This window comes from Streptomyces sp. AM25, assembly GCF_058146165.1.
Window position 1 is genome coordinate 246,777 of record NZ_JBKIWN010000014.1, and the last position, 25,464, is coordinate 272,240.

Genomic DNA, 25,464 nt, shown 5'->3' on the forward strand with positions numbered 1-25,464 from the left:
GTTCCCTTGCGGAGTGCCGGGACGGAGGGCCCGGCGACGACGGGGGAAGGCGCCGCCGGGCGGCATGGATCGTGACCGGGGGCGCCTGCGCATGGCTGGAGCGGCGGTCGAGCGCCCGTCAGGGGCGCCCCGTCAGGGGCGCGGGGCTGCCACATATGCGGCTCCGCCGCGTGGGCGCGACCAGCCACCGACGGCCTGCAGCCGACGCACCACCCTGGAGGGTCCGGGGCGGAGCCCCGGGGACGTCGACTGCGGGCGCGTCGTGGTCGCTCGCGCAGTTCCCCGCGCCTCTTACGGGGCGCTCAAGCGCCGCGCTAGCGGCGCTCCGGCGCGCCACCAGAAGATCTCGTCCCCGCCTCCAACGGAGCGCTACGGGACCTCGAACAGCGGCGAGCAGAGTGCACCTGCAGCAATGGACAGCGAAAGGGAGAGGAAGGGAAGCACGGTGCGCGTTCTCTTCGTGACGTGGGCGTGGCCGTCGCACTTCCTGCCCCTCGTGCAGTTCGCCTGGGCCTGCCGGGCCGCCGGGCACGAGGTGCTGGTCGCCTCGCAGCCCTCGCTGGAGGGCGAAGTCGTGGGCGCCGGGCTGCCGTTCGCCGCCGTCGGGCGGGAACTGGACATCCGGCCGCTGGTACGGCCGTTCTTCTCCCGGCTGGTCGACGAGAACCGCACCGTGGAGTGGGCGGAGATGCGCCGCTGGGGCACCGCCAACGTGCACACCTACGTGCTGCTCGCCGAGGCCATGGCCGAGGACACCACGGCGCTGGCCCGCCACTGGCGGCCCGACCTCGTCGTGTGCGAACCCACCACTTACGCGGGCCCGTTGGCCGCCGCGGCCGTGGGCGTGCCCGCGGTGCGGCAGCTGTGGGGCGCCGACTACACGTACCGCACCCGGGAGTTCGAACCCGAGGCCCTGCGCGAGACGGCCGCCCGGCTCGGCCTGACGGAGGACGTGGAGACGCTCGGCGTGGCGTCCGTGGACCCCTGCCCGCCCTCGCTCCAGACCGACGCGCCCGTACGCCGCATCCCGCTGCGCTACGCCCCCTTCCACGGCACGGGCACCCTGTCCGAGCCCCTGAGGGGCGGGCGCCCGCGGATCCTCGTCACGGGCAGCAGCGCCGTGGCGGAGCTGAGCGGCCGGGACGTACCGGACCTGCCGGTTCTGCTGCGCGCGCTCGGCACGCTCGGCGCGGACGTGGTCGCCGCCGTGCCCGAGCGCGAGCGGGACCGGCTGCGCGCGCTCCCCGGTGGGCTGCCCGACAGCGTCCGCCTCGTCGGCCGCACCCCGCTGCACCTGCTGCTGCACGGCAGTGACCTGCTGGTGCACCAGGGCGGCGGCGGCAGCGTGCTGGCCGGCGCGGCCGCCGGGGTGCCGCAGCTGATCGCCCCCCGCTTTCCCGACCACCTGTTCAACGCCCGGCAGTTGGCCGCGACCGGGGCCGGGCTGCTGCTCGCCCCCGGCGAACTGCGGCCCGGCGCCGTGCGCGAGGCCGCCGCGGTCCTGCTGTCCGGCCCGGACCACCGGGCCGCCGCGCAGGCGCTGCGCCACGAGACCGAGGCCATGCCGCCCGCCACCGCCGCGGTGGCCGGGCTGGAGCGGATCGCCCACGACCCAGGAAGGGGTCCGTCCATGACGTCCATGACAGAGGAACTCCCATGAGCAGCGGCACGGGCGGCAGGACCGACCACCCGCTGCGCATGCTCTTCACCACCCAGCCAGCCAGCGGCCACCTGCGCCCGCTGGTGCCGGTGGCCCAGGCCGCCCGCGAGCGCGGGCACGACGTGGCCGTGCTCGCCCCCGACTGCATGCGCGCCGAACTCGACTCCTACGGGCTGCGCCACGTGACCGGCGGCTACGACTGGCGGATGGAGGCCTGGCGCCTGCTGCCCCGCGACTACGGCGAACTGACCTTCGACGAGGCCGCCGAGGCGTGCATGGCCACCGGCGCCCCGCTGACGCAGTCCTTCGCCGGGCACATCGCGCGCGCCACGGCCCGCGACGTCCTCGACCTGGCCGGGACGTGGCGGCCCGATCTCGTCGTGCGCGAGCTCGACGAGATGGGCGGCTACCTGGCCGCCGAGGCCCTGGGGATCCCGCACGTGTCCATCGCCTCGTTCGGCGGCCTGGAGCAGGTCACCGGCGAGGCCCTGGGCCCGATCCTGGACGAGGGGCGCCGTGAACTCGGCCTGGCCCCCGACCCCTTGGGCACCCGCCTCTACCACTATCTGCACGCCAGCTTCCTGCCGGAGGCCTACGGCGAGGCCGAGCTGATCCTGCCCAACACCCGCACCTACCGGCACCCCAACGCCGAACAGCGCTACGGCCGGCTGCCCGAGTGGCTCGCCGACCTCGACCACGACCGGCCGTTCGTCTTCGCCGGCTTCGGCACCGTCGTCTACGCGCTGCCCGGCTCCGAGGAGTTCGTCGCCGAGGTCATCGACGCCCTCGGCGAACTGGACGCCAACGCCGTACTGGCCGTCGGCTCGCGCGGCGACGAACTCGCCTACGGGCCCGTGCCGGAGAACGTGCGCCTGGTCCGCTTCATCGAGCAGTCGCTGATGCTGGAGGGCGCCGACCTGTTCATCACCCACGGCGGGCTGAACTCCATCAAGGAGGCGCTGCGCCCCGGCATCCCGATGGTGGCCCTGCCCGTCCTGGAGGACCACCGGCACAACGCCGAACAGCTCGCCCGCATCGGCCTGTCCAAGACCGTCGGGCTGCGCGAGGCCTCGGCCGCGTCCATCGCCGACGCATGCGCCGAGGTGCTCTCCACGCCGTCCTACCGGGCCCAGGCCCGCCGCCTGCAGCGGCACATCCACGCCCAGCCGTCCCTGGCGCAGCTCATCGACGACATGGAGCTGGTCGTCCGCGAGGCCACGGCACCGGCGCCCGCCTGACCGGCCCGAACCCAAGAACGTCCCCGAATTCCGCTTCCGCTGAGGAGTAAGCCATGCTCGCCCGTCACACCCTGCCCGAGAACTTCCGCGACTGGAACACCGCCTGGGGCGTGCCCTTCGGCTACCGGGTGCCCGGCCGCCGCGCGGTGGAGTACCGCCTGGAGGAGGAGGACCCGCTGCGCTACGGCCCCTTCGGCTTCCAGCAGACCAGCCCCACCCGCGAGTTCGAGTACCCGTGGGCGTTCTTCACGGCCGGCGTCGAGTCGGGCATGAAGGTCCTGGACGTCGGCGGCGGCCTCAGCGGCTTCCAGTTCGTGCTGGACAAGGAGGGCTGCGAGGTCGTCAACGTCGACCCGTCCGCGAAGGAGGACCGCCGCTGGTCCACCGTCGACGGCCGCAACCGCTGGCTGACCGAGGACAACCACGCCGAGCTGAACAAGCTGTTCGGCACCGACGTGCGCCTGGTGATGGACACCGTGCAGGCCGGCCTGGCGGACGGGCAGCTGGAGAAGGGCACCTTCGACCGCATCTTCTGCCTGTCGGTCATCGAGCACGTCTCGCTGGAGGAGGGCCGGGCGATGCTGGAGAGCATCACCGAGCTCCTCAAGCCCGGCGGCAGGCTGCTGCTGACCGTCGACCTGTTCCTCGACGTGCTCCCCTTCGGCGTCCGCGAGGCCAACTTCTGGGGCTCCAACATCGACGTGCACGAGCTGCTGAAGGGGCACGGCCTGGAGCTGGAGCAGGGTGACCCGCGCGAGCTGCTGGGCTTCCCGGAGTTCGACTACGACCACGTGGTGAAGACGATCCCGGAGCTGTTCATCGGTACGTTCAACCCTTGCCTGAGCCAGGCGGTGGTGCTGCGCAAGCCGGAATGACGGCGGGGCGCCCCGTAAGGGGCGCGGGGAACTGCGCGAGCAACCACGACGCGCCTGCAGTTGACGTTCAAGGCAGTGCGTCGGCTGCCGGCCGGCGGTGGCTGGTCGCGCAGTTCCCCGCGCCCCTTACGGGGCACGACACACCTCAAGGGGGGCGGCCCGAGTGGGCCGCCCCCCTTGCGTGGGTCTAGCGGACGATCAACGCGCGGCGCAGGGCCGCGATGGCGGAGGCGCGGACGCCGAGGCCGTCGGTGAGGAACTGGTGGAAGTCGTCGTAGGCGTTGTCGACCTCCTCGAACGCGGCGTCGAGGTAGTCGGGGAACGCGATCTGGGCGCCGATGGTCTCGTTGGAGATCAGGAAGTCGGCGTTGACCTGGTCCCGGTCCACGCCCAGCGCGGTCAGCAGGACGGCCGTGAGCCAGCCGGTGCGGTAGGCGCCCGCGTTGCAGTGGACGAGGGCCGGCGCGCCGCGGTTGTCGGCGATGCGGTTGAGGGCCAGTCCGTAGGAGGCGCGCTGCTTCGGGTCGGTGACGTGGGAGCGGAACTCGGCGAGCGTGTCGGGGCTGACCGAGCCGACGGTGGGGAAGCCGCCGCGGGCGTTCTCGTCGCCGACCGGGGCCAGCAGCTCCTGGGCGCCCGGCGGGATGTGGTCGGTGCCGACCGTGCTGCGCTCCCGGTCGGTGCGCAGGTCGACGAGCCACGTCAGCTTCAGCGGCTGCAGCTGCTGGAGGCCCTGGTCGGTGACCTTGTTGAGAGCGCCGGAACGGTAGACGGCGCCCCAGGCGACGGTGCCGCCGCACTGGGTCGTGTAGCCGCCGACGTCGCGCAGGTTGTGGAGGCCGTCGACGGTCAGGATGCGCTGGTGCGGGGTGGTGTCGGCCACGACGGCACGGCGGCGGTGGCGTGCCGGGGCCGCCGAGGCGGCCGAGGCCAGCAGCGGCACGGCTGCAAGGCCGGCCGCGCCGGCGCCGAGGCCGCGCAGCAGGGTGCGGCGGCTCGGCCGGGTGAACGAAGGCATGACGACTCCTCGTCGGTGATGGAGGGTGAAGGAGGGTGCCGGCTCGGTAAGAAGGGCCTGCTCACCAGGTGACCGGCAGGGCGTAGGCGCCGTGCAGCACGGCGTCGTAGGCGAAGGGGACCTCGTCCAGGGGCACGGCCAGGCGCAGGTCCGGGAAGCGGCGGAAGAGGGCGCCGAAGACGACCTCCAGTTCCAGCCGGGCCAGGGTCTGGGCCAGGCACTGGTGCGCCCCGTGGCCGAAGGCGAAGTGACGGTTGGGGGCGCGGCGCAGGTCCAGCCGGTCCGCGTCGGCGAAGGCGGCCGGGTCGCGGTTGGCGGCGCCGGCCAGCGGGATGACGCCCTCGCCGGCCCGGATCAGCACGCCGCCGACCTCCATGTCCTCCAAGGCCGTGCGGGCCGTGGCCAGTTCGGCGATGGAGAGGTGGCGCAGCAGCTCCTCGACCGCCGACGGGAGCAGGGCTCCGCCGTCGTGGTCGAGGGATTCCTTGAGCAGGGCGAGCTGATCCGGGTGGGACAGCAGGGCCGCGGTGCCGAGGGCGATCATGTTGGCGGTGGTCTCGTAGCCGGCGAAGAGCAGCAGCATGGCGGTGATCACCAGCTCCCACTCGTCCAGCGCGCCGGAGGCCACGTGCTCGGCGGCGACGCGGCCGAGGAGGTCCTCGGTGGGTTCGGCCCGCTTGGCCTTGACGAGCTCGCGCATGAAGCGCAGCAGTTCGCGGAACGCGTCCTGGCCGCGCTGGTGGGCGGCCTCTTCGGTCTCGTCCGCGGTGGCCCGCCCGGTCAGCAGCAGTTCGGTGAGTTCGAGGAAGCGGGGCCGGTCGGCCTCGGGCACGCCGAGGAGGCGGGCGATCACGAGCGACGGCACGGGCAGCGCGAGCGCGGTGACCAGGTCGACGGGCCCGCCGGCCGCCTCCATGGCGTCGAGCCGCTCCGCGACGATGCGCTCCACCTCGGGGCGCAGTTCGCGGATGCGGCGGGCGGTGAACTCCTTGATGAACATGCGCCGGTAGTGCTGGTGATCGGGGGAGTCCATGCCGGGGAAGACGCGGACCTCTGCGAGGTAGGCGGCGTCGTCGGTGAGGAAGGGGTAGCCGGGGCGGGTGCGGTCGGAGCTGAGGCGGGGGTCCATGAGGACGTCCTTGACGTCCTCGTACCGGGTGATGAGCCAGGCGGTGCCGCCTCCGGCGAGGGTGACACGGGTCGGGGCGCCCGTTTCCCGCATCGCCGCATACTGCGGCGGGGGGTCGAAGGGGCAGGTGCGGCGCATGGGGAACGTGGCGGTCATGGGGTCCTCGGTAATGGGGCGTCGCGCCCCGTAAGGGGCGCGGGGAACTGCGCGAACGGCCACGGGCTACCTGCAGCCGACCGCCGGCGTGAGGGCAAAGGACCGCACCAGATCAGGCAGGGCATACACGTCCTCCCCACCGGCGTCGTAGCCGTGCAGCCGCAGGAAGTGCCGCTCGGCCAGCTGCTCCATGAGCAGCTCCGCCGCGACGGGGTCGCAGCCCGTCCACAGCGCGGCGGAGCGGGCGGTGAAGGTCTCCGGGGCGCGGGCCGCGATGCCGGCCAGCAGGTCGCGCCCGCCGGCGTCCAGACGCCGGTACGCGGGCGCGAGCCGCGCGGCGACGTCCAGTTCGCCGTGCCGCAGCTCGCGCAGCCGCAGCCGCTCGTCGGCGAGCCGGCTCGCCACCGCCCGCAAGGGGAATTGCGGGCGGGCCCGCATGCGCGCCGCCACCGCCCGCACCGCGAGCGGCAGCCGGCCGCACATGGCGACGATGGTGCGCACCGCGTCCGGGTCGGAGTCCACGCGCCCCTCGCCGACGGCGCTGCGCAGCAGCTGCACGCACTCCTCGGCGGGCATCTCGCCCAGCTCCAGCCGCTGCAGCCCGGACAGCCCGGACAGCGGCGCCCGGCTGGTGGTCAGCACGGCGCAGCGGGGCCCGCCGGGCAGCAGCGGGCGCAGCTGCTCCTCGTCGGCGGCGTCGTCCAGTACGACGAGGACCGCGCGCCCGGCCGTCCAGCTGCGGAACAGCTGGGAGCGTTCGGCGGGGTCGTCCGGCAGGTCCTGGTCGCGCAGACCGGTGGCGCGCAGGAAGCCGCCGAGGATCCGGCCCGGGTCGGCCGGGTGCTCCTCGGCGCCGCGCAGGTCGGCGTGGAACTGCCCGTCCGGGTAGCGCGCGGCGGCCTGGTGGGCGGCGCGCAGCGCCAGCGCGGTCTTGCCGGCGCCGGGCATGCCGGTGACGGCCACCAGCCGGGTGGCCTGCGGAGCCGCGCCCGGGACCAGCAGCTCGGCGGCGCGGCGCAGTTCGGCGGCCCGGCCGACGAAGTCGGCACTGTCCGGCGGCAGTTGGGCGGGCCGGGCGTACGGGGCCGGGGCCTCGGGGACGGTCACGACGGCCGCGGCGTCGTCGGTGTCGTCGCCCAGCAGCGACTCGTGCAGCGCCTGCAGTGCGGCCGACGGCTCGATGCCCAGCTCCTCGACCAGCGTGCGGCGCACCTTCCGGTACACCTCCATGGCCTCCGAGCGGCGCCCGGCCCGGCGCAGGGCCAGCATCAGCTTGCGGTGGAAGTCCTCGTGGAAGGGGTGCTCGACGACCAGGGCCTGCAGCCGGGTGATGACGTCGTGGTGCCGGCCCAGCCGCAGGTCCGCCTCCGCCCACAGCTCGTGCGCCTGCAGCCGGCTCTCGGCCAGCTGGCCGAGGTGGGAGTCCAGCACCGGGCCCGTGTCCAGGTCGGACAGCGGCGGGGTGGAGCTGAGTGCGAGCGCCTCGGTGAGCACCTCGGCGGCCTGCTCCGGCCGCCCGGCGGCCAGTTCGGCGCGGGCGCGCGAGAGCAGGCCGGAGAAGCGGTCGGCGTCCAGGCTGCCGGGCTCCAGGTGCAGCACGTAGCCCAGCGGCTTGGTGACCAGCAGCTCGCGGCCGCGCAGCGCCTTGCGCAGCTGGTAGACGTAGGTCTGCAGGGTGGCCAGGGCGCTCAGCGGCGGGTGGTCGCCCCACAGTTCCGTCATCAGCGTGCCCGTGGTGACCAGCCGGTCGTGCCGGAGGGCCAGCAGGGCGAGCAGGTTGCGCACCTTGGGGGCCGTGGGCGTGACGTCCCGGCCCTCGTGAACCGCGTGCAGCGGTCCGAGTACGGACACTTCCATGGTCACGTGCGGTGCGGGCGGGCCGGGGGCCCGCCGGGCGCACCGCCCTCCTCTCGGGTACTGGTCGGATGGCTCACGCGGCGGCCGGAACCGCCCGCAGCGCGACGGCGACGGCCGCCGCGCGCCCGGCGATCCGGCGCACCGCGAAGGCGATCCGCTCGGCGTCGGCGGCGGACGTGGCGGTGCCGGTCGGCAGCACCAGACAGCGGTCGGCCAGGGACTCGGTGTGCGGCAGGCGCGGCCCCCCGCGGTAGGGGGCGGCCTGGTGGAGACCGGGGTGGAAGTAGCGCCGGGTGACGACGTTGTCCGCGCGCAGCGCCAGGTCCAGTTCGTCGCGGGTCAGGCCCAGTTCCACGGCGTCGACGTGCAGCACCGCGTACTGGTAGTTGTTCCGCTCCCGCTCGTCGAAGGGCAGCACGGTGACGCCCGGCAGCCCGGCGAGGCCGGCGGTGTAGCGCTCGTGCAGGGTGCGGTTGTGGGCGCGGAACTCCTCCAGGTGGTCGAGGGAGGTCAGGCCCATCGCGGCGGCGGCCTCGCTCATCTTGGCGTTGATGCCCAGGTGTTCGGGCCGGCCGTCCTCGTCGTAGCCGAAGTTGGCCATCGCGGCGGCCCGGCGGGCCAGCTGCGGGTCGTCGGTCACGAGGGCGCCGCCCTCGAAGGAGTGCACGAACTTGGTGGCGTGGAAGCTGAACACCTCCGCGTCGCCGAACCCGCCGATCGCCCGGCCGTCCCAGGTGCAGCCGAGCGCGTGCGCGGCGTCGAACAGCAGCCGCAGGCCGTAGCCGTCGGCGAGCTGCTGCAGGGCGTCCAGGCCGTGCGGCCGGCCGAAGGTGTGCACGCCGAGGATCGCGCTGGTGCGCGGTCCGATCAGGGACTCGGCGTGGCCGAGGTCGAGGGTGCCGGTGCGCGGGTCGACGTCGCAGAAGACCGGGGTGAGCCCGGTCCAGGCGACGGCGTGCGCGGTCGCGGGGAAGGTGAACGCGGGCACGAGCACCTCGCCCGTCAGGCCCGTCGCCCGGACGGCCAGCTGCAGGGCGGCGGTCGCGTTGCAGGTGGCGACGGCGTACCGGACCCCGGCCAGTTCCGCGACGCGCTGCTCGAACTCGCGGACCAGGGGCCCGCCGTTGGACAGCACGCCCCGGTCCAGGGCGCCGTTGAGCCGCTCCAGGAACCGGGCGCGGCCGACCGTGTTGGGCCGGCCCACGCGGGCCGGCTCCGTGAGGGCCGGGGTGCCGCCGAGCAGGGCCGGCACCTGCGTCGGGCCTGCTGCGACTGACGTGCGCTCCACGCGCCACCACCTTCCGTGGGGCGCCGCCCGGGGCGGCGGCGCCGGATGGCAAGATCTTTCCGGGGGCGGCTCGAACGGGGCTCGGCCACCGGCGGAGACGGCCTCGACGGCGGGACGACCGGCTCTCGACGGGGCCTGGATCCGGCGCCGGGTGCACTGCGTGCCACTCCACCGGCGCTCATGCGGGACTCATGGGGGCAGCGTCACTGTGCCGGGGTGTCGGACACGCCCAGCGTGTCCGGCGGACCTTCGTGCCCCGAAGGGGCGCGGGGCTGTGACGTCATGCGGCTCCGCCGCGTGGGCGCGACCAGCCACCGACGGCCTGCAGCCGACGCACCACCCTGGCGGGTCCGGGGCGGAGCCCCGGGAACGTCGACTGCGGGCGCGTCGTGGCTGCTCGCGCAGTTCCCCGTGCCCCTGACGGGGCACGGAGATCCGTCGGCCCCGGCCGCGCACGTTCCCCGAAGGAGTTCGTTCCCCATGTCCCTGCACGTCATCGTCGCCGGTGGCGGCATCGGCGGCCTGGCCCTGGCCCAGGGTCTGCGCCGGCACGGCGTCCGCACCACGGTGCTGGAGCGCGACGCCTCGTCCCAGGTCCGCGGCCAGGGCTACCGGCTGCGGATGGACGAGCACGGCGGCGCCGCGCTGCGCACGCTGCTGCCCGACGACCTGTACGCGCTGTACCTGGCCACCTCCAACCGCCCCTACATGCCCCGCGGCGCGGCCTTCGACCACCAGCTCAACGAGCTGATGCGGCACGGCCGCCCGGACCGCCCCTTCGACCCCGACCTGAGCCACACCGCCGTCAACCGCATGACGCTGCGCCAGATCCTGCTGGCCGGCCTCGGCGACGCGGTGCGCTTCGGCAGCGAGGTCACCGGATACGCCGAGGAGCCCGACGGCGTACGGGTCCGCCTCGCCGACGGCAGTGAGCTCACCGGCGACCTGCTGGTCGGCGCCGACGGCATCAACTCGGCCGTCCGCGCCGGGAAGCTGCCCGGCGACGACCACATCGTCGACACCGGCATGCGCTGCATCTACGGGCGCCTGCCGTTCGACGAGAAGAACCTCTCCTGGATCCCCGAGGAGCTCTTCGGCGGCTCCAGCCCCGTCATGGGCCCGGACCGCACCACCCTTGCCTGCGGCGTCTTCCAGCCGCGCCGCCCCACCGAGGAGGCCGCGGCCGACCTGGCCCCCTACGCGGACCTCGACCCGGTCGCCCCGTACGTGAAGTGGACCCTCGTCGCGCCCGCCGAGAGCTACCCGGTCCCCGAGGCCGACTTCTGGACCGCCGCGCCCGAGCAGCTGCACGCCTGGGCCGTCGAACGCACCCGCGACTGGCACCCGTTGCTGCACCGCCTGGTCACCGAGGCGGAGCCGTGGGCCACGTTCCCGCTGTCGATCCGCGTCGTACGGCCGTCCCCCGCGTGGGCGCCCGGCCGGGTCACCCTGCTCGGCGACTCCGTGCACGCCACCACGCCCGTCGGCGGCGTCGGCGCCAACACCGCGCTGCGCGACGCCGCCCTGCTGTCCGGCCTGCTCGCGCAGGCCGACCGGGGCGAGCGCGGTGTGGCGGGCGCGGTGGCCGAGTACGAGACGCAGCTGCGCGACTACGGGTACGCCGCCGTCCGCGGCTCCCTCGTCGGCGCACACCGGATCTTCCGTACCCCCGCACTGGAAACGCTCATCAAGGGAGCCGTTGCATGAACACCCCCGCCCCCACCGCCGCCAAGCCGGATCCGGGACAGAAGTTCCGGGCCCTGGCCCCGATGATCCTCGACCTGGTCATCCCCATCGCGGGCTTCTACGTCCTGCACCAGCTGGCCGGCCTCAGCCAGGTCTGGGCGCTGACCCTCGCCGGCGCGGCGGGCGGCGTGTGGACGCTGATCCACACCATCCAGCGGCGCAAGCTCGACGTCATCGGCCTGCTCGTCGTCCTCGAAATGGCGCTCACCGTCGCCCTGTTGTTCATATCGAACGACCCGCGCCTGGTCGCCGCCAAGCCGTCCTTCTACACCCTGCTCGCCGCCCTGTACCTGCTGTCCACGTGCGTCTTCGGCCGCCCCCTCGTCTACGTGGCCGCCACCCCGATGGCCACCGACGGCGACCCCGACCGCACCGTCGCCTACGAGCAGGCGTGGGAGCGCTCCAAGCCGTTCCGCGCCCGTGAGCGCGCCGTGACCGCCGCCTTCGGCCTCGCCGCCCTGATCGACTCCGTGCTGCGTGTGATCGTCGTCTACAGCTACGACGTCGACAAGTTCAACGAGTCCTTCCTGCTGTCCCAGCTGCCCGGCCTCGTCCTGATCGTCGCGGTGCTGCTGTTCACCAAGTTCCAGATCAAGGTGCTGCACGGGCTCGTCGACGACGTCCACGACCAGCTGCACCGCGAGGGCGTCGTCGGCCCGCGCCCCGACGCCGACGCGGTGCCGGCCGGTCCCCGGCACGGGGCCACGCGATGAGCGTGCGCTCCGCACTGAGCGGGCTGCCGCTGAAGGCGGCCGCGCCGATGCTGCTGGACATGGCCGCCCCCGTGGTCTCCTTCTACGTCCTGCACATGGCCCTCGGCGTGGCCCCCGTCCCCGCGCTCGCCGCGGGCGCGGTCGTCGCCGGAGCCCGCACCGCGTGGCGCGCGGTGCGGGAACGCCGCCTCAACGCGTTCACCGCGATGACCATCCTGATGCTGCTCGCCACGCTCGCGCTGGTCGGCATCACCGGGGACCCGCGGCTGATCATCGCCAAGTCGGCGGTGATGCCGGCCGTCGGCGGCGCGTACGGGCTGCTCACGCACTTCTTCGGACGGACGCTGGTCGGCGAGGTCGCCGCGCCGTTCGTCACCAAGGGGGACCCGGCGCTGCGCGCGGCCTGGGACGACTGCTTCGACCGCGAGCCGGCGTTCGCGCAGCGGCTGCGGTTGATCAACCTGCTGTGGGGTGTGGGGTTTCTGGCCAGCGCGGTGGCCCGCGTGGTGGTCATCTACTCGGTGCCGCTCGACTTGGCCGTGCCGCTCGGGCAGTTGCCCACGCTGCTGACGCTGGTGGGGTTGATCGTGACGACGGTTCGCCTGTCCCCGCCGCTGGGGGCGGCGCTCCGCGCCCGCGCCGTGGTCGTGCCGGTCGAGGCCCCCGTCCTGGTCCCGGCATAGGGGTTGCCGTCCTGGGGGCTCCGCCCCCAGACCCCCGTTCCCCGCCCTCCCACCCGATCACCCTGAACCACATGGGCGGGTGGGCGGGCGTACCCCCGACACGAAGGGCAACCCGCGATGGGTGAACCACCCGGCCCCCGGCGCGAGTTGCGCCGCCTGGCCCCCCACGCGCGCGGTCAGCGCAAAGACCTCCTCCTCGCCCTGGGCGCAGCCCTGCTCGGCGGGACCTGTTCCTCCCTGATCCCCATGGCCCAGCGCGAAGCGCTGGACCACCTCACCGCGCACGGCGCGCAATGGCTCGGCGCCCTCCTCGCCCTCGGGGCGGCCGTGTTCTGGACCCAGCGTGCCTGCCTCTACCGCGAGGCCAAGGCCCAGTCCGGCGTGCAGTACGGGCTGCGCACCGCGATGCACGAGAGCCTGCAGCGGCTGGACGCTGCCGGCCGCGGCGCGCTGCCGCCCGGCCAGCTCGTGGCCCGGATCAACTCCGACGCGGGCCTGTTCGCCCGCGCCGTCGGCGCGCTGCCGCACAGCATCGGCATCCTGCTGCAGATGGCCGTCTCGGCCGCGTTCATGGTGGCCATGTCGCCGGTCCTGGCGCTGGCCGCGGCCGTCACCGTGCCCGGCGCGGTGCTGCTGTCCCGCGCGATGGGCGGCAGGCTCGCGCTGGCCTCGCGCGACGCGCAGCAGGCCGAGGGCGAGCTGACCCAGCGCGTGGACCAGGCCGTCTCCGGTGTGCGCGTCGTCAAGGCCTTCGGCCGCGAACACCACGAGACGCAGGCCGTGTCGGCGACGGCCCGCCGCCTGTACGAGGCGCGGATGCGCGTCGTGCGGCTGCGCGCCTGCTACGAACCGCTGCTCGGCGCACTGCCCGTGCTCGGCCAGGTCGCCGTGGTCGCCTTCGGCGGCTGGCTCGCCCTGCACCACCGCATCTCCGTGGGCACCCTGCTCGCCTTCTCCGCCTACCTGGTCCAACTGGCCACCCCCGCCCGCACCCTGGCCGACGCGCTCTCCGCGGTGCAGCGCGCCCGCGCCGGAGCGGGCAGGGTCCTGGAGCTGCTGGACGCCGCCCCCGAGGTCACCGACCGCCCCGGCGCCGTCGAACTGGCGGCGGGGGAGGGCGAACTCGTCCTCGACGGCGTCGACTTCGGCTATCTGCCCGGACGTCCCGTCCTGGACGGCTTCTCCCTGCGCGTCGCCCCCGGTGAGACCGTGGCCCTGGTCGGCGCGTCCGGCTCCGGCAAGTCCACGGCCGCCCTGCTCACGGCCCGTCTGCACGACGTGCGCGGCGGCGCGGTCCGGGTGGACGGCACGGACGTCCGCGACGTCACCCTGGAGTCGCTGCGCCGCCGGGTCGGCGTGGTGTTCCAGGACGCCTTCCTGTTCTCCGGCACGGTCCGGGAGAACGTCGCCTTCGGCTGCCCCGACGCCACCGACGACCGGATCGCGGAGGCCGCGCGGGCCGCGGGCGCCCTCGACTTCGTCACCGCACTGCCCGACGGCTGGGACACCCCCGTCGGCGAGCGCGGTACGGCCCTGTCCGGCGGGCAGCGCCAGCGCATCGCCCTCGCCCGGGCCCTGCTCACCGACCCCCGCGTCCTCGTCCTGGACGACGTCACCAGCGCCGTCGACGCCGCGACCGAGCGGGAGATGACGGCCACCCTGCGCACCGCGCTGCGCGGCCGCACCGTCCTGCTGGTCACCCACCGCCGGGCCGCCCTGGCCCTGGCCGACCGGATCGCGGTGGCCGACGGCGGCCGCATCGTCGACACCGGCAGCCACGAGGAGCTCGCCGCCCGCTGCGCCCCGTACCGGGAGCTCGTCGCCGCGTGGGAGCGCGGCGAGGCGGCGGCGGAGCCGGTGACGGAGGCGGAGCCGCAGCCGGAAGCGCAGTTGGAGGACGTACCGGACGAAGTGCCCGTCGATGACCGCCCGTTCGGCCTGCGCCGGTTCCTCGCCCCCTACCGCCGGGCCCTGGCGGTCGCCCTGCTGCTGGTCGGTCTGGAGGCCGCGGCCTCCGTGCTCGGCCCGTACCTGAGCCGTTCCGGCGTCGACCACGGTGTGCTCGCCGGTTCCCGCGAGGGCCTCGTCACCGCGGTGACGGCGCTCGCCGCGGTGGCCGTCGGCGGCATCCTGCTGTCGGCCGCGTCCGCCGCGGTCACCGGCCGCACCGGGCAGCGCCTGGTGCTGGCCCTGCGGGTGCGCGTGTGGTCGCACCTGCAGCGGCTGTCCGTGGACCACTACGAGCGGCACCGCTCCGGGCACCTGCTCACCCGGGTGATGACGGACGTGGACGCCTTCTCCGCCCTGTTCTCCGACGGCCTCGCCAACGCCGTGGTCAGCGCCGCCACGTTCCTCGGCATCCTCGGCGCGATGCTCGTGATGAGCCCGCCGCTGACCGCCGCCGTCGCGGTGGTCCTGGTGCCGTTCGTCGTGGCCACCTGGCTGTTCCAGCGCCTGGCCACGGCCCCCTACCGGCGGGCCCGGGAGGTCGCCGCGGACGCCAACTCCGCGGTGCAGGAGAACCTCGCGGGGGCCCGGGAGTCCCAGATGCTGGGCCAGCAGCGGCGCCAGCACTCCGCCTTCCGCCGCCTCACCCGCGACTACCTCGACGCCCGGCTCGACGCGCAGAAGCTGGTCGCGCTGTACTTCCCGTTCGTCGAACTCCTCGGCATCGCCGCCGCGGTGATCGTGCTGGGCGTCGGCTCGGTGCTGGTCCGCGACGGCGAGGCGACGCTGGGCGAACTGATCGCGTTCCTCCTCTACCTGGACCTGTTCTTCGCCCCCGTGCAGCGGCTGGCGTCCGTCTTCGACGACTGGCAGCAGGTGCGGATCTCCCTGGGCCGGCTCCGCGAACTCCTCGCCGAACAGCCCTCGGTGGCGCCCCCGGCCGAGCCGGTGCGGCCCGCCCCGGGCCCGGGGCGGGTGGAGCTCGCCGGCGTCCGCTTCGGCTACGGGGACACGGAGGTGCTGCACGGGGTGGACCTGGTGGCCCGCCCCGGCGAGACCCTCGCCCTGGTCGGCCCGTCCGGCGCCGGCAAGTCCACCGTGGTGCGGCTGCTCACCCGCTTCCACGACCCGGGCACGGGCGCCGTGCGGCTCGACGGCACGGACCTCCGCGACCTCGCCCCCGACCTGCTGCACGCGCGCATCGGCTACGTCCCCCAGGAACCCTTCCTGTTCGCGGGCACGGTGCGCGACAACATCGCCTACGGCAGGCCCGGGGCGAGCGAGGCCGAGGTGACCGCCGCGGTACGGGCGGCCGGGGCCGGGCGCATCGTCGACGCGCTGCCGGGCGGCCTGGGGCACCGCCTCGGGGAGGACGGCGGCTCGTCGCTGTCGGCGGGCGAACGGCAACTGCTGTGCCTGGCGAGGGCGTTGCTGACGGACCCCAAGGTGCTGGTCCTGGACGAGGCCACGGCCGGCCTCGACCCGGCGGCCGAGGCCCGGGTGCTGGGCGCCATGCGGGCGGCCGGGCGGGGCCGTACGACGGTCGTGGTCGCACACCGCCTGGCGGTGGCACGCTCCGCGGACCGCATCGCGGTGCTGGACGGGGGCCGGGTGGTGGAGTGCGGCACGCACGAGCAACTCCTCGCGGAGGGGGGCCGCTACGCGGCGCTGCATGCGGCGGCCGCCGTACTGGCCTGAGCGGTGCCGTTCGCCCCGTAAGGGGCGCGGGGAACTGCGCGAGCAACCACCGACGGCCCGCAGCCGACGCACAACCCTGGGGTCCGGGGCGAAGCCCCGGGAACCTCGGCTGCGGGCGCATCGCGGTTGATCGCGCCCACGCGGCGGAGCCGCACATCGAAACGGCCCCGCGCCCCTTCGGGGCGCACCGGCCCCGGGCCGGACCGGCACTCCAGCGGCCCTCGAAGAGGGCAAGCCACGCTGAGCGCATGGCCTCCGACCGTTTCACCGAGTCCGCCGCCGCCGGCGGCGCCCGCCTGACCGATGCCGAGTTCCTCGCATGGTTCGCCGAGCGCCGCGAGGCCCACGCCTTCCAGGTCGAGGAAATCCCCTTCGCACAGCTCGACGGCTGGGCCTTCGCCCCGCACCGCGGGCTGCGCCACGACAGCGGCCGGTTCTTCACGGTCGAGGGCCTGCAGGTCCGTACCGACGTGCCGGGGACCGGCAGCTGGATGCAGCCGGTCATCAATCAGCCGGAGATCGGCGTCCTCGGCATCCTGGTCAAGGAGTTCGACGGGGTCCTGCACTGCCTGATGCAGGCCAAGATGGAGCCCGGCAACGTCAACCAGGTGCAGCTGTCGCCCACGGTGCAGGCCACCCGCAGCAACTACCTGGGCGTGCACCGCGGCCGGCCCGTCCCGTACCTCAACCACTTCAACGAGCCCGGCCGCGGGCGGGTCCTGGTGGACTCGCTCCAGTCCGAGCAGGGCTCGTGGTTCTTCCGCAAGCGCAACCGCAACATGGTCGTCGAGGCCCTCGACGACGTGCCCGAACACCCCGACTTCCGGTGGCTGTCGCTGGGCCAGGTGCGGCGCCTGCTGCTCGCCGACAACGTGGTCAACATGAACGCGCGGACCGTGCTGTCCTGCATCCCCTTCGGCCCGCCGCCCGCCTCGGCCGGCGACGACGCCTGGCGGAACGGCCTGCGCAGGTCGCTCGGGCCGGAGGGCGAGACGGGAGCCCTGCTGTCGCGTGCCGAAGTGCTCAGCCGCATCACCGCGGTGAAGGCCCTGCGGGACGTGGAACAGCGGCTCGTCCCGCTGGAGGCGGTCGAGCGGTGGCACATCACCGACCGCGAGATCGCCCACGACGAGGGCAAGTACTTCCGCATCGTCGCCGCCGCCGTGAACGCCGGCAGCCGGGAGGTGGCCAGCTGGACCCAGCCGCTGCTCGCCCCGGTCGGCCGGGGCGAGGCGGTGCTGCCGGTGCGCCGGATCGGCGGGGTGCTGCACATGCTGCTCCAGGCCCGTACCGAGGCGGGCACGGCCGACGTCGTCGAGCTGGCCCCGCCCGTGCAGTACAACCCCGGCAACTACCGGCAACCGCCGCCGCTCGTCCGGGAATTGCAGGCCCTCGACCCGTCCCGCACCCGCTACGACGCGCTGCTGTCCGAGGAGGGCGGGCGCTTCCACCGCGCCGTCAGCCGCTACCGGGTCGTGGAACTGCCCGACGACCACCCGCTGGACGTCCCCGCCGACCACCTGTGGCTCACGCCCGGGCAGGTCCGCGACCTGCTGCCCTACGGGCGGCTGATCAACATCCAGGCCCGCACGCTGCTGGCCTGCCTGCACGCCACCTGGTGACCGGAGGAGAGACGGGATGAAGACGCTCGTACTGGGCGGCACCGGCTGGGTGGGCCGCGCGGTGTGCGCGGCCCTGGCCGGGGCCGGCCACGAGGTGGCCGCCTTGGCCCGGCGCCGCCCGGCGGTGCCGCTGCCGGACGGGGTCCGGCTGCGCACGGCGGACGCGTCGTCCGGCGACCTGGCCGGACTGCTCGCACAGGAACGGCCGGACACCGTGGTGAACGCCGCCGGCGGCTACTGGACCGGCGACCCGGCCGCGATGCGGAGCTCCTTCGGAGGGGTGACCGCATGGCTGCTGAAGACGCTGGGGGACACACGGCTCGTCCAGCTCGGCACGCTGCTGGAGTACGCGCCGCCGCAGCCCGGCGAGTTGCTGACCGAGACCTCCCCGACGCGGCCGGACACCGAGCACGGGCGCATCAAACTCGCCGCCAGCGAGGCCGTGTTGGACGGAGCCGCCGACGCCGTGGTGCTCCGGCTGCCGAACGTCTGCGGGCCGGGCGCCCCGGAGGCCAGCCTGCCGGGCCGCGTGGCGGCACAACTGCGCGCCGGCACGGGCGTGCTGGAGCTGACCGCGCTGCGCACGGAGCGGGACTATGTGGACGTGCGGGACGTGGCCTCCGCCGTAGTGGCCGCGGCCGGCTCCGCGGTGACGGGCGTGGTGAACCTGGGCACGGGCACGCCGGTACCCGTCCGCTCCCTGGTCCAGGGGCTGATCCGGGCCGCCGGGCGGCCGGTGCGACTGGTGGAACGGGCTGCGCCCGATGGGCCGGTGCCGGGCGGACTGGTGTCCGCGACCGATCCCGCGAGGGCGCGGGCCGTACTGGGCTGGGGCGCCACCATTCCGCTGGAGCGGTCCCTGCGGGATCACTGGGCTGAGGTCCAGGGGGTCGCTGCCCCGGTCCCACCCTTTCGCCGTTTCTCGGGGGCTCCGCCCCGAACCCCGGTCCTCGAACTCCCCCAGCTACCGCTGGGAGGTGCCCCCAGGCCCGGCCGAAGTGCGGCCGCAGCCACATCAGTTCAGCCCGGCCCGAGTTTGAGGACAACGGGCACCAACACTCCTCGAACGGACCTGGAGCGGTACGCCACCACCACCTGTGAACCTTAGCCGTACCCCAACGATCCGACCCCTCCGGAGGAGACCCGGTGCAGGAACTGCTCACCATCCTGCTGCTCGTGGGCAGCGGAACGACCGCGGGCGTGCTCTTCGCCGTCGCCCTCAGCGTCGTCCCGGCGTTCGCCGCCCTGCCGCCCGAGCGCTACGTGGAGACCCACAAGCTCGTCGGATGCCGCTTCGACCACGTGATGCCCGCCGTCGTCCTGGCCTCGACGCTCATCGGCGCCTGGCAGGCCACCGAGGCCGCGGACACCACCGCCGCGACGCTGTTCGGCACGGCGGCCGCGTGCGGCCTCGCCGTCTCCGTGGTCTCCCAGCTGGGCAACGTGCCCATCAACCGGACGGTCAAGCGGCTGCCCGCAGGGCCCGTCCCCGACGGCTGGGACGACCCGCGCCGCCGCTGGCGCGCCTGGCACCTGCTCCGCACCTCGTGCGCCGTCGCCGCGCTCGTCCTCAACGCTTCCGCGGTCGTCCTGGCGACGGCCTGACACCACCAACTTCCTCAGAAAGAAGCCGCAATGACCTCCGCCACCGTTCTCCCCGACTCCGCCGGCCCGGTCGACGTCAAGCGCCTCGCCAACGCCTTCTGCCACGCCAAGCTGCTGCTGACCGCCGGGAAGCTCGGCCTGTTCGCCGCCCTGGAGGACCTCGGTACCGCCACCGAGCAGGAGCTCTCCGAGCGGCTGGGCCTGCACCCGCGGGCGTCCCGTGACTTCCTGTACGGGCTCGTGCTGCTCGGCCTGCTGGAGAAGGACGGCGACCGCTACGCCAACTCGGCCGCGGCGCGCCGCAGTCTGGTGCCGGGCGCGCCCGAGTACGTCGGCGGCTTCCTCGCCCGTGCCGACCGCATGCTGTACCCGGCGTGGGAGCAGCTGTCGGAGGCGGTCACCACCGGCCGCCCGCAGGCCGCGTCCGCGCAGGGCTCGTTCCTGGACATGCTGGGCGACCCGGTGCAGCGCGGCCCGTACCTCGCGATGATGGACTCGGCCAACAGCGCCGTGGCCCCGCACCTGGCCGGGGCGTTCCCGTGGGCGGACCACGGCACCCTGGTCGACGTCGGCGGCTGCCGCGGCAACCTGGCCTCCCGCCTGGTGCAGGCGCACCCGCACCTGACCGCCACCGTCTTCGACCTGCCCCCGATGGGCGACGCGCTGAGCGAGCACACCACCGCCCTCGGCACCGCGGACAAGGTGTCCTTCGTGCCCGGCGACTTCTTCGCGGACGGCGAACTGCCGCAGGGCGATGTGGTGATGATGGGCCACGTGCTGCACAACTGGTCGCCGGAGCAGCGCGCCGCGCTCGTCGCCAAGGCCTGGGACGCGGTGCGTCCGGGCGGTGCGCTGCTGGTGTACGACGCCATGCTCGACGACGAGCCGACGGACCTCGCCCGCATCCTGGTCAGCATCAACATGCTGCTGGTGACCGAGGGCGGCTCGGAGTACCCGGCGAGCGAGTGCCGCGGCTGGATGGAGGCGGCGGGCTGCACCGACGTGGAGGTGCTGCCGCTGGGCACCCACGACACGCTCGTGGTCGGACGCAAGCCGGCAGCATGACGACGATCGACAACCCGTCCGTCCTGCAGGTGTGGTGGGCCTCGCCGGACCTGGCGGGCCCCCGGCACGAACGGCTGCTGAACGAGGTGGAGCGCGGCCGGCTGGGCCGGTACCGGCGGCCCGCCGACCGGGCGCGCTTCCTGGCCGGCGTCGCGCTGAGCCGGCTCGCCCTGGGCGAGCTGCTGGGCATGCCGCCGGAGCGGGTCCCGCTGGTGCGCGAGTGCACCGACTGCGCGGGCCCGCACGGCAAGCCGCGGCTGCCGGGCGGCGAAGCGGAGCTGTCCGTCAGCCACTCCGGCGACCGGGTGGCCGTCGCGGTCGGCGGGCGGGCCCCGCTCGGCGTCGACGTGGAGGGCGTCCACGACCTCGGCGGCGACCACGAGGAGCTCGTGCACCGGGTCCTGGGGCCCGAGGAGCGGGAGGAGCTGCTGCAGCTGCCGCCGGAGGCGCGGGCGCGCGCCTTCTTCACCTGGTGGTCCCGCAAGGAGGCCCTGCTCAAGGCGGCCGGTACGGGCCTGCACACCCCCATGACCGAGCTGCGGGTCTCCCCGCCGCTGCCGGGCCGGGCCCCCGCGCTGCTCGCCTCCTCGGCCGCCGAAGTGTCCGCCGCGGACGCCGCGTTGTTCGCACTGTATCCGGGTGACGGCTACGTGGCCGCGCTCGCGGTGCTGGGCGGCGGGCCGGTGGGCGGGGTCGAGGAGCGCGATGCCCGGGATCTGCTGGATCTGTCGCCCGCGGGAGTCCGGACGGCCTGAGGAACTCACGGTTCCGGCCTAGCCGGGCTCCATCCCGTGTCCACCCCGGTGCCCGAGGCTGCGAGGAGCCGGGGGCGGTCCCCGGTCCCCGGCCGCCGTACCCGGCCCGGGAGGGAAGCCCGCAACCGCTGCACAGGCAAGGGGACTTGGTGGACAGCCTTACGACGGTCTTCACGACCGTGACCGACATGATCCGGCGGCACGCCGCACGGCACCCGGACCGACCGGCCCTCACCCACCTGCGCGCCCCCGGCCGCCGGCCCGAGGTGCTTGACTACGGGGACCTCGACCGCCGCGCCCGCGGCATCGCCGCCCGGCTGGCCCGCGAGACGGTGGCCGGCCCCGGCGAACGGATCCTGCTGGCCCACCCGCCGGGCCCCGGCTTCGCCGCCGCGTTCGCCGGCTGCCTCTACGCCGGGATGGTCCCCGTCCCCGCCCCGCTGCCCGGCGAGGTGCGGCGCGACACGGTCCGTCTCGCCGCCCTGATCGAGGACGCGGACATCCGCCTCGCCCTCACCGACCGCAGCGCCCAGCCCGAACTCGCCATGTGGCTGAGCACCAGCGGCTTCGGCCACATCGGCTGCCTCGCCGCCGACACCCCCGGCTTCGACGAGGCCCACGCCTGGACGCCGCCGCCCGCGGCCGCCCCCGAGGACCCGGCCTTCCTCCTCTACACCTCCGGCGCCACCGGCCGCCCCCGCGGCGTCCTCGTCTCGCACGGCAACGCCGCCGCCGGGCAGCGGGCCCTGCAGGAGCTTCTCGGCACCGACTCCGGTTCGGTGCTCGGCGGTTGGCTGCCGCCCTACCACGACCTCGGCCTCGCCGGCTTCCTGCTGCACACGCTGTGGCTCGGCGCCTCCGCCGTCTCCCTGGACCACACGGAGTTCGTCCGCGACCCGCTGCGCTGGCTGCAGATGATCGACACGTACGGCGTCACGGTCAGCGCCGCCCCCGGCTTCGCCTACGACCTGTGCGTCCGCGCCGTCGGCGAGGAGGAGCTCGCCGGCCTGGACCTGAGCCGCTGGAGCAGCGCCCTCGTCGGCGGCGAACCCCTGTCCGCCGCGACGCTGGCCGCCTTCACCCGGCACTTCGCCCCCACCGGCCTGCGCCCCGAGGCGCTGCTGCCCTGCTACGGCCTGGCCGAGGCCACCTGGCTGGTGGCCGGCGCCCGCCCCGGCACGGGCCCGCTGCTGCGCACCGTGGACGCGGTCGCCCTGGAACAGGGCGTGCTCCGCCCGGTGCCGGAGGGCGCGGGCGCGTACGAGGCCGGGGTGCGCACGCTCGTCGGCAGCGGCTTCGCCGCCGGGGCGGAGGTCCGGGTCGTGGACCCGCAGAGCCGCGCGGTGCTGCCGGACGGCTCGGTCGGCGAGATCTGGGTCCGCGGCGCGGGCGTCGCCGACGGCTACTGGGGCAGGCCCGCCGAGAGCCACGCCGTGTTCGGCGCGGCGACGGCGGACGGCGGGACGGGCTTCGTCCGCACCGGCGACATGGGTGCGGTGGAGGACGGCGAACTGTTCGTCCTGGGCCGCATGAAGGACGTGATGACGCTGTCCGGGCGCCGCGTCCACCCCGAGGACGTGGAGCGCACCGCCGCCGAGGCCAGCCCGCTGCTCGGCACGGGTGTCGCGTTCGCGGTCGAGGGCCAACTGGTGCTGGTCCAGGAGGTGTTGCACACCCCGGCGGACGCGGCCGCCCTGGCCGGGGAGCTGCAGACCCACCTGACGCGCACCCTCGGCGTCGACGCCGCCAACATCCTGCTGGCCCGCCCCGGTACGGTGCAGCGGACGACGAGCGGCAAGGCGCGCCGTTCGCTGATGCGCCAACTGCTCCTGGACGGCCGCATCGGCCACCGCTCCCTCCACCACCAGGTGCTGGAGCCGGAGATCGCGGCACTGCTGCCGGAGCGGCGTCGCCGCACGTGGGTGCGGGACCGGATGCCGGTGTTCTAAGAGGGACCCGCGCCCCGAAAGGGGCGCGGGGAACTGCGCGACCAGCCACAACCAGCCCGCAGCTACAAACCGGCCAGTTCCAGCGCGCGGGCAGCCGCGCGCACCGTCTCGACCTGCTGCTCCACAGTGGGGGCGAGCAACGTGAGCCCCAACACGGTCACCCCCGCCTCCGCGTACTCGGCCATGCGCAGGGCAATTCGTTCGGGCGTCCCGAGCAGCGCCGTCTGGTCGATGAACTCCAGCGGTACCGCCTTCGCCGCTCCCACGCGGTCGCCCGCGGCGCGCAGGCGGTGCACCTCGGCCGCCTGCTCCTCGAAGCCCATGCGCACGGCCAGCGCGTAGTAGATGCTCTTCTCCTTCGAGCCCAGCCCGAGGAAGTTGGCGTAGTAGTGCCGCAGCGGTTCGGCGGCCGTCTCCAGGTCGTCGCCCAGGCCGATGGAGATGGACGGCATCACCTCGAAGCCGTCCAGGCCGAGGCCCACGCGCTCGCGCCCGGTGCGCACGTGCGTGAGCGACTCGGCGATCCGCCACGGCGGCGCGAACACGCCGATCCAGCCGTCGGCGATCTCGCCGGCCAGCTCCAGGCTGCGCTTGCCGACACCGGCCAGCAGCACGGGGAGGTCCTTGCGCACGGCCGCCGCGATCAGGTGGGCCGCCTCGTCCGTGCCCTCCGGCGGCAGTCGGAAGTGCTTGCCGGGGTAGCGGACCGGCTCGCCGGTGAGGGCGAGGCGCACCACGTCCACGTACTCCCGCGTCCGCTCCAGCGGGCGCTCGAAGGGGACGCCGTACCAGCCGAGCGAGACGTCGGGGTTGGAGACGCCGAGGCCCAGCCGGAAGCGGCCGCCGGACAGCTGGTCCAGGGTGGCCGCGGTCAGGGCGGCCATCACCGGGGGGCGCCCCGGGATCTGCATCACGCCGGACGCGAGCCCGATCCGCTCGGTACGGGCGGCCACCGCCCCCAGGACGCTGACCGCGTCGGAGCGGAAGCCCTCGGGGACCAGCGCCATGGCGTAGCCCAGCTTTTCCGCCTCCACGGCGACCTCCACCGCGCCCTGGCGGTTGAGGAAGACACCGAGCCGCATGCGCCACCTCCTGTTGTGTTGGCGTGAGTTGTCCGTGACGAGTGTGCGGCCCCGCGATCGAGGATCGGCCGGGAGCAGCCCCACCGCCGCTGGAGCGTTGCTCCAGGGGCCGCGGCGACGCTGGGCGGCGGGTCCGCCGGATCGGTCGGCCGGACCGGAAGGGAGGACCTCGCCCGTGAAAGTCCTGTTCGCCACCTGGTCCATGCAGGGCCACTACAACCCGCTGGTGCCGCTGGGCTGGGCGCTGCGCGCCGCCGGGCACGAGGTGGTGGTGGCGTGCCATCCCTCCTTCGCGCCCACCGTGACGCAGGCCGGCCTGCCGGCCCTTCCGGCGGGGCCGGACGTGGACGTCCTGGAGGTGCTGAAGGGACGGCTGCGCAAGCGGAATTGGAAGGCGGGGCCCCCGGCCGAGGGCGCCCCCGACGCGCGCCGCCGGCTGCTCGGGCTGCGCATCGGCGTGGACAGCGCCGACGCCATGGCCGACGACGTCCTCGCCTTCGCCCGCTCCTGGCGGCCCGACCTGGTGGTCTTCGAACCCAATGCGTTCGTCGGCCCGTTGGCCGCCACCCTGCTCGGCATCCCGTCCGTGCGCCTGCTGTGGACCGTCGACTTCACCGCCCGGCTCGGCGAGCTGGAGGCGGAGCTGATGGAGCCCATGGCGTCCCGGTTCGGGCTGACGACCATCGGCGCGCTGGGCACCATCACGCTCGACCCCTGCCCGCCGCGCCTCCAGGTCGCCGACGACCTCCCCCGCCACCCCGTCCGCTACGTCCCCTACAACGGCCCCGCCGTGCTGCCGGACTGGCTCCGCGAACCGCCCTCCCGGCCGCGCGTCTGCGTCACCTGGGGCACCTCCCTCGACGGGCTCGGCCTGGACCACATGGTGCTGGCCCCGCGCGTCGTCGAGGCCCTGGCAGGGCTGGACGTGGAGACCGTCGTCGCGGTGACCGACCGGCAGCGCGGCCTCTTCCCCGACCCCCCGGCCAACGTCCGCCACATCGGCCCCGTCCCGCTGCAGCCGCTGCTCGCGACCTGCGACGCGGTCGTCCAGCAGGGCGGCGGCGGCACCACCATGACCGCGCTGGCCGCGGGCGTTCCGCAGCTCGTCGTGCCGCACATGCCCGACCAGATCTTCAACGCCCGCCATCTGGAGGCCACCGGCGCCTCCCGCACCCTCACCGCCGACGAGGCCACCGTCGACGCCCTGCGGATCGCCGTGCACGCCCTGCTGACCGACCCCGGGCACCGGGACGCGGCCGCCGGGCTGCGCGCCGAGTCCGACGCGCGGCCCACGCCCGCGCAGACCGTGGCCCTGCTCGAACGCCTCGCCCGCGACGGCAGCCTCCCCGAACCGTCCTCGAACTCCTCCCGGTGACCG

Annotated in this window: 19 protein-coding genes; 14 read left to right on the forward strand and 5 right to left on the reverse strand. The window is 74.7% G+C overall.

Annotated features, from left to right (window positions below; all coding sequences use genetic code 11):
* Positions 1 to 445: 445 nt before the first annotated feature.
* The 3 genes from ACLHRZ_RS20310 to ACLHRZ_RS20320 are packed head-to-tail and all read left to right on the forward strand — an operon-like array spanning position 446 to position 3,773.
* The gene (locus tag ACLHRZ_RS20310) at positions 446 to 1,660 is read left to right on the forward strand and encodes a nucleotide disphospho-sugar-binding domain-containing protein (RefSeq protein ID WP_490419898.1); all 1,215 of its coding nucleotides are present in this window, start codon (positions 446 to 448) and stop codon (positions 1,658 to 1,660) included.
* Positions 1,657 to 2,898 (forward strand): glycosyltransferase, encoded by a 1,242-nt coding sequence (locus tag ACLHRZ_RS20315; RefSeq protein ID WP_490419899.1) that lies wholly within the window; start codon positions 1,657 to 1,659, stop codon positions 2,896 to 2,898. The genes ACLHRZ_RS20310 and ACLHRZ_RS20315 overlap by 4 nt, the downstream gene beginning before the upstream one ends.
* A 53-nt stretch (positions 2,899 to 2,951) precedes the next feature.
* The gene (locus ACLHRZ_RS20320; RefSeq protein WP_490419900.1) at positions 2,952 to 3,773 is read left to right on the forward strand and encodes a class I SAM-dependent methyltransferase; all 822 of its coding nucleotides are present in this window, start codon (positions 2,952 to 2,954) and stop codon (positions 3,771 to 3,773) included.
* 187 nt (positions 3,774 to 3,960) lie between these two features.
* On the opposite strand, the gene ACLHRZ_RS20325 is transcribed toward ACLHRZ_RS20320, so the two are convergent.
* From ACLHRZ_RS20325 to ACLHRZ_RS20340, 4 genes are all read right to left on the reverse strand, one after another.
* Positions 3,961 to 4,791: a tyrosine-protein phosphatase gene (locus ACLHRZ_RS20325; protein ID WP_490419901.1), complete on the reverse strand. Its 831-nt coding sequence runs from the start codon at positions 4,789 to 4,791 to the stop codon at positions 3,961 to 3,963.
* Between the two features lie 61 nt (positions 4,792 to 4,852).
* A complete protein-coding gene (locus tag ACLHRZ_RS20330) occupies positions 4,853 to 6,076 on the reverse strand; it encodes a cytochrome P450 (protein WP_490419902.1) in 1,224 nt (407 codons plus the stop codon).
* A 66-nt stretch (positions 6,077 to 6,142) separates the two neighbouring features.
* Entirely contained in the window at positions 6,143 to 7,927 is a 1,785-nt protein-coding gene (locus ACLHRZ_RS20335; protein ID WP_490419903.1) for an AfsR/SARP family transcriptional regulator, read from the reverse strand.
* A gap of 79 nt (positions 7,928 to 8,006) precedes the next feature.
* Positions 8,007 to 9,221, reverse strand: a complete 1,215-nt coding sequence (locus ACLHRZ_RS20340) for an aminotransferase class I/II-fold pyridoxal phosphate-dependent enzyme (protein ID WP_490419904.1) — start codon at positions 9,219 to 9,221, stop codon at positions 8,007 to 8,009.
* A gap of 480 nt (positions 9,222 to 9,701) precedes the next feature.
* On the opposite strand from ACLHRZ_RS20340, the gene ACLHRZ_RS20345 reads away from it, so the two are divergent.
* The 10 genes from ACLHRZ_RS20345 (at position 9,702) to ACLHRZ_RS20390 (ending at position 23,004) form a co-directional block, all read left to right on the forward strand.
* The gene (locus ACLHRZ_RS20345) at positions 9,702 to 10,928 is read left to right on the forward strand and encodes an FAD-dependent oxidoreductase (RefSeq protein ID WP_490419905.1); all 1,227 of its coding nucleotides are present in this window, start codon (positions 9,702 to 9,704) and stop codon (positions 10,926 to 10,928) included.
* Positions 10,925 to 11,680, forward strand: a complete 756-nt coding sequence (locus ACLHRZ_RS20350; RefSeq protein ID WP_490419906.1) for a VC0807 family protein — start codon at positions 10,925 to 10,927, stop codon at positions 11,678 to 11,680. Before ACLHRZ_RS20345 ends, ACLHRZ_RS20350 begins: the two co-directional genes overlap by 4 nt.
* The gene (locus ACLHRZ_RS20355) at positions 11,677 to 12,363 is read left to right on the forward strand and encodes a VC0807 family protein (RefSeq protein ID WP_490419907.1); all 687 of its coding nucleotides are present in this window, start codon (positions 11,677 to 11,679) and stop codon (positions 12,361 to 12,363) included. The genes ACLHRZ_RS20350 and ACLHRZ_RS20355 overlap by 4 nt, the downstream gene beginning before the upstream one ends.
* Before the next feature lie 117 nt (positions 12,364 to 12,480).
* Positions 12,481 to 16,008 carry an ABC transporter ATP-binding protein gene (locus ACLHRZ_RS20360; protein WP_490419908.1) on the forward strand — a complete coding sequence of 1,176 codons (3,528 nt, stop codon included), beginning with the start codon at positions 12,481 to 12,483 and terminating at the stop codon, positions 16,006 to 16,008.
* Positions 16,009 to 16,256: 248 nt separating this feature from the next.
* Complete coding sequence (locus ACLHRZ_RS20365; protein ID WP_490419909.1) at positions 16,257 to 17,630, forward strand: NDP-hexose 2,3-dehydratase family protein; 1,374 nt, start codon at positions 16,257 to 16,259, stop codon at positions 17,628 to 17,630.
* Between the two features lie 16 nt (positions 17,631 to 17,646).
* Positions 17,647 to 18,738, forward strand: coding sequence for an NAD-dependent epimerase/dehydratase family protein (locus tag ACLHRZ_RS20370; protein ID WP_490419910.1), 1,092 nt, complete (start codon positions 17,647 to 17,649; stop codon positions 18,736 to 18,738).
* Between the two features lie 38 nt (positions 18,739 to 18,776).
* Positions 18,777 to 19,235: an anthrone oxygenase family protein gene (locus ACLHRZ_RS20375; RefSeq protein WP_490419911.1), complete on the forward strand. Its 459-nt coding sequence runs from the start codon at positions 18,777 to 18,779 to the stop codon at positions 19,233 to 19,235.
* Positions 19,236 to 19,265: 30 nt separating this feature from the next.
* Positions 19,266 to 20,300 carry a methyltransferase gene (locus tag ACLHRZ_RS20380; protein WP_490419912.1) on the forward strand — a complete coding sequence of 345 codons (1,035 nt, stop codon included), beginning with the start codon at positions 19,266 to 19,268 and terminating at the stop codon, positions 20,298 to 20,300.
* Positions 20,297 to 21,055, forward strand: coding sequence for a 4'-phosphopantetheinyl transferase family protein (locus ACLHRZ_RS20385; RefSeq protein WP_490419913.1), 759 nt, complete (start codon positions 20,297 to 20,299; stop codon positions 21,053 to 21,055). Before ACLHRZ_RS20380 ends, ACLHRZ_RS20385 begins: the two co-directional genes overlap by 4 nt.
* A 149-nt stretch (positions 21,056 to 21,204) precedes the next feature.
* A complete protein-coding gene (locus ACLHRZ_RS20390) occupies positions 21,205 to 23,004 on the forward strand; it encodes a fatty acyl-AMP ligase (protein WP_490419914.1) in 1,800 nt (599 codons plus the stop codon).
* A 62-nt stretch (positions 23,005 to 23,066) separates the two neighbouring features.
* Here ACLHRZ_RS20390 and ACLHRZ_RS20395 read toward each other — a convergent pair whose 3' ends face one another.
* A complete protein-coding gene (locus ACLHRZ_RS20395; protein ID WP_490419915.1) occupies positions 23,067 to 24,086 on the reverse strand; it encodes an LLM class flavin-dependent oxidoreductase in 1,020 nt (339 codons plus the stop codon).
* Positions 24,087 to 24,261: 175 nt separating this feature from the next.
* Between ACLHRZ_RS20395 and ACLHRZ_RS20400 the strand changes: the two genes are divergently transcribed.
* A complete protein-coding gene (locus ACLHRZ_RS20400; protein ID WP_490419916.1) occupies positions 24,262 to 25,461 on the forward strand; it encodes a nucleotide disphospho-sugar-binding domain-containing protein in 1,200 nt (399 codons plus the stop codon).
* Positions 25,462 to 25,464 lie beyond the last annotated feature (3 nt).